The sequence below is a fragment of the Streptomyces milbemycinicus genome, assembly GCF_002154605.1.
GTDB lineage: Bacteria > Actinomycetota > Actinomycetes > Streptomycetales > Streptomycetaceae > Streptomyces > Streptomyces milbemycinicus.
Window position 1 is genome coordinate 1 of sequence record NZ_MUNE01001013.1, and the last position, 6,006, is coordinate 6,006.

Sequence of the window (6,006 nt, forward strand, 5' to 3'; positions counted from 1 at the left end):
CGGCCGCGTACGGGCCCGAGGGCCACGGCAAGGTCCTGGTCGGGATCGAGACGGACGCGGACGAGGCCGCGGCGCGGTACGCGTTCGAGGAGGCGGTGCGCCGTGGCGCGCGGCTGCGTGTGCTGTACGCGGGGGCGCGCTCGCAGCTGTTCGGCGGCGATCATCCGCTGCCTTCGCGGGAGGATCCGGCGGCGCGGGCCGAGCGGGAGCAGGCGGGGGCGCACCAGGTGGTCGCGGCGCTGGGCGAGGAGTTCGAGCAGGTGCGGGTGCGCGAGCACACGACCCACGGCGCCCCGGCGCCCGCTCTCGTGGAGGCCTCGCGCGCGGCGGATGTCGTGGTCCTCCCCGTCCATCGCGGTGCGGCCCGGCTGGGCATGCAGCTCGGCCCGGTCACCCACGCGGTGCTGCACCACTCCCACTGCCCAGTCGTGCTCATCCCGATCGACCGGCCCGACTGAGATCGGCCGGCCCGACTGAGTTCGGCCGATCCGGATGACATCGACCGGGGCGGGAGAGCCCATGCACGGTACGTGCTCAGCGGGGACAATTGGGTATATCAGGACTTAGGGGGCATATCCGAGGGGAAGCGGTCATGAAAGCACTCGTCTTCCACGGACCGGGGCGCTCCTCCTGGGAGAACGTTCCCGACCCCGGCCTCCAGGAGCCCGCCGACGCGATCGTCCGTGTCGACACCACCACCATCTGCGGCACCGATCTGCACATTCTCAGCGGCAATGTGCCGGACGTCCGGCCCGGTACGGTCCTCGGCCACGAGGCCGTCGGCGAGGTCGTCGAGACCGGCGACGAGGTGCGCACCGTACGCCCCGGGGACCGGGTGCTGGTCTCCTGCGTCTCGCCGTGCGGCCGGTGCCGGTTCTGCCGCGAGCAGGCATACGGTCAGTGCCACGGCGGCGGGGGCTGGGTCCTGGGGCGGCTGATCGACGGCACCCAGGCCGAGTACGTCCGGGTGCCCTTCGCCGATCTGTCCCTGCACCCGCTGACCGGCGCGGCCGACACCCTCGAAGCCGTACTGCTGGCCGATGTCTTCCCCACCGCCTACGAGGTGGGGGTGTTGAACGCGGGGGTGCGGCCCGGGGACACGGTCGCGGTCGTCGGCACCGGGCCGGTCGGGCTCGCCGCGATCGCCACCGCGGAGCTCTTCTCCCCCGCCCGGATCATCGCCGTCGATCTGCTGCCCACCCGGCTGGAGGCGGCCAAGCGGCTGGGCGCCGACGCGGTGGTGCAGACCACGGAGGGGCCCGAGCCGCTGGTCGACGACCTCACCGGGGGCCTCGGCGCCGATGTGGTGATCGAGGCGGTGGGCACCCCCGCGAGCTTCGAGGCGTGCACGCGCATGGCCCGGCCCGGCGGGCGGATCGCCAACATCGGTGTGCACGGACGGCCCGTGACACTGCATCTGGAAGACCTGTGGATGCGGAATCTGACGATCACCACCGGTCTCGTCGACACCCGCACCACGCCCACGCTGCTGTCCATGCTGACCACCGGGCGGCTGCCCGCTGCGGCGTCGCTCATCACCCACACCTTCGAGCTCGACCAGATGGAGGAGGCGTACGACGTCTTCTCGCGGGCGGCCGACACCGGTGCGCTCAAGGTCGCGCTCGGGGTGCCCACCAGGCCGCTGGTGCCCACCGAGACGAACGGAGAGAAGTGATCGGCCATGTCCGAACCAGCACGGCCGGACGTGACCGCCGCGCCGCCGTCCGGCGGCGGCGGTGACGTCGGACGGCGCGTGGCCCGGCGGCGCGAGCGGCTGGGGTTGAGCCGGGAGGACGTGGCCGCGCGGGCGGGCACGGCCCCGGGCTGTCTGAAGCATCTGGAGGAGTCTCCCGCCGCCCCCGGCGCGGGCTTCCTCCTGCGGCTGGCCGCGGCCCTGGACACCACCGCCGCCGAACTCCAGGGCCCAGGCGGCGCGGTCCGGCCGTCCGGCCCCGGCCGGGAGGCCGGCCACCCGGACCTGGTGGAGCTGGGCCCCGGGGAGTGCCACGACCTGCTCTCCGCCCACGGGGTGGGCAGGATTTCGGTGTCCACCTCGTGGGGGCCCGCCGTCGTCCCGGTCGACTACCGCGTCGTCGACGACGCTGTGGTCCTCCGCGCCGCCCCCGACGCCTCCCCGGCCGCCGCCGCGGGGTCCGAGGTCGCGTTCGAGGTGGATCACATCGACGAGACGCTCAGCGAGGGCTGGAGCGTGCTCGTCGTGGGGCGGGCCCGGCAGCTCACCGAGTCGGAGGCGGTACGCCTGGTCGGCCGGGAGTACCACAGGCCCTGGCCGGGCGGCAGCCGCGAGATGTGGCTGCGCCTCGACCCCGGCAGCATCACGGGGCGCCGGATCCGCGTGCGCTGAGCGCGGGGCGGGACACCGCGGCGGAGCTGCCGCCGCCTGCCGCCCGGCAGAGCCCGCCGCTGAGGAAAGGAAGGAGGTCCCGGTGCATCGGACCTCGCACATCGTGAGTGATGTGATGACTCATACCGTCGTCGCCGTCGGCCGCGAGGCCCCGTTCAAGGAGATCGTGAAGACGCTGGAGCAGTGGAAGGTGAGCGCCCTGCCGGTCCTGGAGGGCGAGGGGCGGGTGATCGGCGTGGTCTCGGAGGCCGATCTGCTGCCCAAGGAGGAGTTCCGGGACAGCGATCCGATCCGGCTCGGCCAACTGCGCGATCTGCCGGACATCGTGAAGGCGGGCGCGGTGACCGCCGATGAGCTGATGACCTCTCCCGCCATCACGGTGCATGCGAACGCGACCTTGGCCGAAACCGCCCGGATCATGACCCACCGGCGCGTCAAACGGCTTCCCGTGGTCGATGACGAGGGCCGGCTGGAGGGCATCGTCAGCCGTGCCGATCTGCTGAAGGTGTTTCTGCGCGCGGACGAGGACATCGAGGAGGAGGTGCGGCGCGAGGTCGTGTCGTATCTCTTCCCGGCCTCGGCGGGGCAGCCGGTGCTGGTGAGCGTGCGGGAGGGCGTGGTCACCCTCACCGGCCAGGTCAGGGACGCCGCCCTGATCCCGGCGGCGGCGCGGCTGATCCGCTCGGTCGAGGGCGTGGTCGACTTCGACAACCGGCTGACCGCCGTCCACCATGTCACCCGGCCGTCGTGACCGCCACGGCTCCGGCCGCCGACGTACCGTCGTGACCTGCGCGCCTGCGGCCGACGTGACCTGTGCGCCGGTAGCCGGTGGCCGCGGCGGCTCAGCCGCCGCGGCTGCTCCAGCGCGGCTCGACCTCGGCCCATGCCCGCTCCCACTGCGCGGCACGGCCGCGGTCCAGCCGCCACCGTACGACGCGCCGGCCGGCCAGGGTCACCAGGCATACGCCGGTGGCCGCCGTGGCGCCGGTCAGGGCCGCCCGGCTATCGGCCTCCTGCTGGGTCAGCGGCTCGTGGACCAGTCGGCCGCGCGCGTCGATCCACACCACGGTCGACATGCCCGCCGCGCGCCCCTCGCGTACCTGGGCGACACCGGTGTGGACCGTGCCGTCGGGCGCCTTCCAGCGCACCTTGGCGGGGACGCGGTCGGCCCTGCTGCCATCGGCGCTGGGCGTCGCGGCGGGGGCGTCCTCCAGCAGCCGCGCCGGGACGCTGTGCCGCTCGGCGCGCTGCGCCAGCAGGGGTTGTTCCACAGCTGCGGCGGTGGCCACACCGGCCGCCGTGCCGCCGACCGCCATCACCAGGCCGGCCACCAGCGCGACCCAGGCCTCCACGACGTCCGAACGCCGCTTGAGCGGGTTGCGCCGCCACCTCCAGCACAGTCTCCCCCGCGCCTTCGCGCTCATCGCCGCACCCCCTGTCGGTGCTGTCGCGTGCTGCTCGGCGGAAACCCGCCCGGCAGCGCAAGGGCTCCCTGTGTCGACCCTGCCACGCGCGGGCCGCAAGGTCGAGGGCCGGGCAGAACCAGCGGCGGGGACCATCGGCCCCGCCGCCCGATCGCGGGGTCCGTTCGGCCCTGGCGCGGCCACCCGCGGCGCGCCATGATCGGTCTCAGAGGGCCGGGCCACGACAGCAGTGCGGACGGAAGGCCGCCATGACCGACTCACCACACCACCCGCCGCCGACTCCGAGCAGTCCGAGCAGCCCCATCAGCCCGATTAGGGTGTTTCTGCTGGACGACCACGAGGTCGTACGGCGCGGGCTGCACGATCTCCTCGACGCCGAGCCGGACATCGAGGTGGTCGGCGACGCCGGAACCGTCGCCCAAGCGCTCACCCGGGGCCCCGCGCTGCGGCCCGATGTCGCGATCCTGGACGTGCGGCTGCCGGACGGGAACGGGGTCGCCGTCTGCCGTGAACTGCGGTCCGCCATGCCCGAGCTGGCCTGTCTGATGCTGACCTCGTTCGACGACGACGATGCGCTGCTGGACGCGATCATGGCGGGGGCCGCGGGATATGTCCTCAAGCAGATCAAGGGCTCCGACCTGGTCTCCGCCGTACGCACGGTCGCGTCCGGCCAGTCGATGCTCGATCCGGCGACCACCACCCGGCTGATGAGCACCCTGCGCGGGGAGAGCGCCGAGCCGCAGCCGCGGGACGAGTCGCTGGCCGGGCTGTCCACCCGGGAGCGGGAGATCCTGACCCTGATCGGCGAGGGGATGACGAACCGGGAGATCGGCAAGCGGCTCTATCTGTCCGAGAAGACGGTGAAGAACCACATCTCCCGTCTGTTGTCCAAGCTCGGCGTCGAACGCCGCGTCCAGGCGGCCGTGATCGCCACCCATGCGGAACCGCGGCACCCCGGCGACCACTCCCCCCGGCCCGACTCCGCCCCCTGACGCCGCTGACATCGTCCTCGGCCGGCTGACACCGTCAGGCGTCCTGCCGCAGCGGAACACTCCACACCAGGCGCGTGCCGCCGCCCGGCGGCACCTCAAGCGCCAGTTCCCCGCCGCGCTTTCCGGCGCGTTCGCTGAGGTTCCGCAGCCCGCTGCGCCGCCCGCCTTCCGGAATGCCCACCCCGTCGTCGGTCACCGTGAGGGTCAGCCGGCCGGACCCGACGGCCAGGGAGATCTCCGCGCCGCGGGCCCGCGCATGGCGGGCGGTATTGGACAGCGCCTCGGCCAGGACCGCGACCACGTCGTCCGCGACCTCGTACGGCACATCGGTGTCGACCAGCCCCTCCGTACGCAGCGAGGGCGTGAACCCCAGCGCGGGCACGGCCTCCTCGACCGTCCTGGCCGTACGCACCCGCAGCCCCTGGGCGGCCGGGCCCGCCTCGTGCGACCGGAGACCGAAGATCGTCGACCGAATGATCCTGATGGTGTCGTCCAGGTCGTCCACCACCCGCAACAGCCGCTCGGAGCCCTCCGAGTGGGGGACGAAGCGCATAGTGGACTGCAGCGACATCCCCGCGGCGAACAGCCGCTGGATGGCCAGGTCGTGCAGATCGCGGGCGATCCGGTCGCGGTCCTCCAACAGCGCCAACTGCTCGGCGTCGCGCCGCCGCTCGGCCAGCTTCATGGCGATCGCCGCCTGACCGGCGAAGCCGAGCAGCATGTCGGTCTCCACCGGGGTGAAGGGCGCGCTGCCCGCCACCCGGGCCAGCGACAGCACCCCCTGGACCCCCTCGCCGGTCCGCATCGGGACCGCCACCGCCGGGCCGAGGCCCGTCCAGCGCGTGGGGCCCAGCGTGATCCGTGGGTCGTTCTCGACGTCGACGCTGGTGACGGCCTCGGACGCGAGGAAGGCGGCACCGGCGAACGAGCCCTGGCAGGGCAGCACCAGACCGCGGTGGGCCTCGGCGTCGGTGCCGTCCGCGAGCGCCATCTGGAGGTCGGCGGTCCCCTCGACCGGCAGCGCGAGCACCCCCAGGTCTGCCGCGAGGAGACGCCGGGCGTGTCCGACGATGAGCCCGAGCACCCGGGTCTCGTCCACCCCGGACAGCAGGCCCTGGGTGACCTCCGCGTTCGCCTCCAGCCAGCGCTGGCGATGCCGGGCCTCCTCGTACAGCCGGGCGTTCTCGATGGCCACGCCGGCCGCCACGGCGAGGGTGGACAGCAC

The 6,006-nt window shown here is 73.6% G+C and carries 7 protein-coding genes; 5 read left to right on the forward strand and 2 right to left on the reverse strand.

Annotated features, from left to right (window positions below):
* The 4 genes from CCN51_RS50410 to CCN51_RS50425 form a co-directional block, all read left to right on the forward strand.
* A partial coding sequence (locus CCN51_RS50410; RefSeq protein WP_143676198.1) for a universal stress protein occupies window positions 1–458 on the forward strand: 458 nt, incomplete at its 5' end.
* Window positions 459–592: 134 nt separating this feature from the next.
* Complete coding sequence (locus tag CCN51_RS50415) at window positions 593–1,675, forward strand: alcohol dehydrogenase catalytic domain-containing protein (RefSeq protein ID WP_014181667.1); 1,083 nt, start codon at window positions 593–595, stop codon at window positions 1,673–1,675.
* Window positions 1,676–1,681: 6 nt separating this feature from the next.
* Window positions 1,682–2,365 (forward strand): pyridoxamine 5'-phosphate oxidase family protein, encoded by a 684-nt coding sequence (locus CCN51_RS50420; protein WP_014181666.1) that lies wholly within the window; start codon window positions 1,682–1,684, stop codon window positions 2,363–2,365.
* Window positions 2,366–2,447: 82 nt separating this feature from the next.
* Window positions 2,448–3,116 carry a CBS domain-containing protein gene (locus CCN51_RS50425; RefSeq protein ID WP_014181665.1) on the forward strand — a complete coding sequence of 223 codons (669 nt, stop codon included), beginning with the start codon at window positions 2,448–2,450 and terminating at the stop codon, window positions 3,114–3,116.
* 91 nt (window positions 3,117–3,207) lie between these two features.
* On the opposite strand, the gene CCN51_RS50430 is transcribed toward CCN51_RS50425, so the two are convergent.
* Window positions 3,208–3,789 carry an Rv1733c family protein gene (locus tag CCN51_RS50430; RefSeq protein WP_107426315.1) on the reverse strand — a complete coding sequence of 194 codons (582 nt, stop codon included), beginning with the start codon at window positions 3,787–3,789 and terminating at the stop codon, window positions 3,208–3,210.
* 248 nt (window positions 3,790–4,037) lie between these two features.
* Between CCN51_RS50430 and CCN51_RS50435 the strand changes: the two genes are divergently transcribed.
* A complete protein-coding gene (locus tag CCN51_RS50435) occupies window positions 4,038–4,781 on the forward strand; it encodes a response regulator (RefSeq protein WP_055414063.1) in 744 nt (247 codons plus the stop codon).
* 34 nt (window positions 4,782–4,815) lie between these two features.
* Here CCN51_RS50435 and CCN51_RS50440 read toward each other — a convergent pair.
* The coding region (locus CCN51_RS50440) for a GAF domain-containing sensor histidine kinase (protein ID WP_086861172.1) at window positions 4,816–6,006 on the reverse strand (1,191 nt) is incomplete at its 5' end.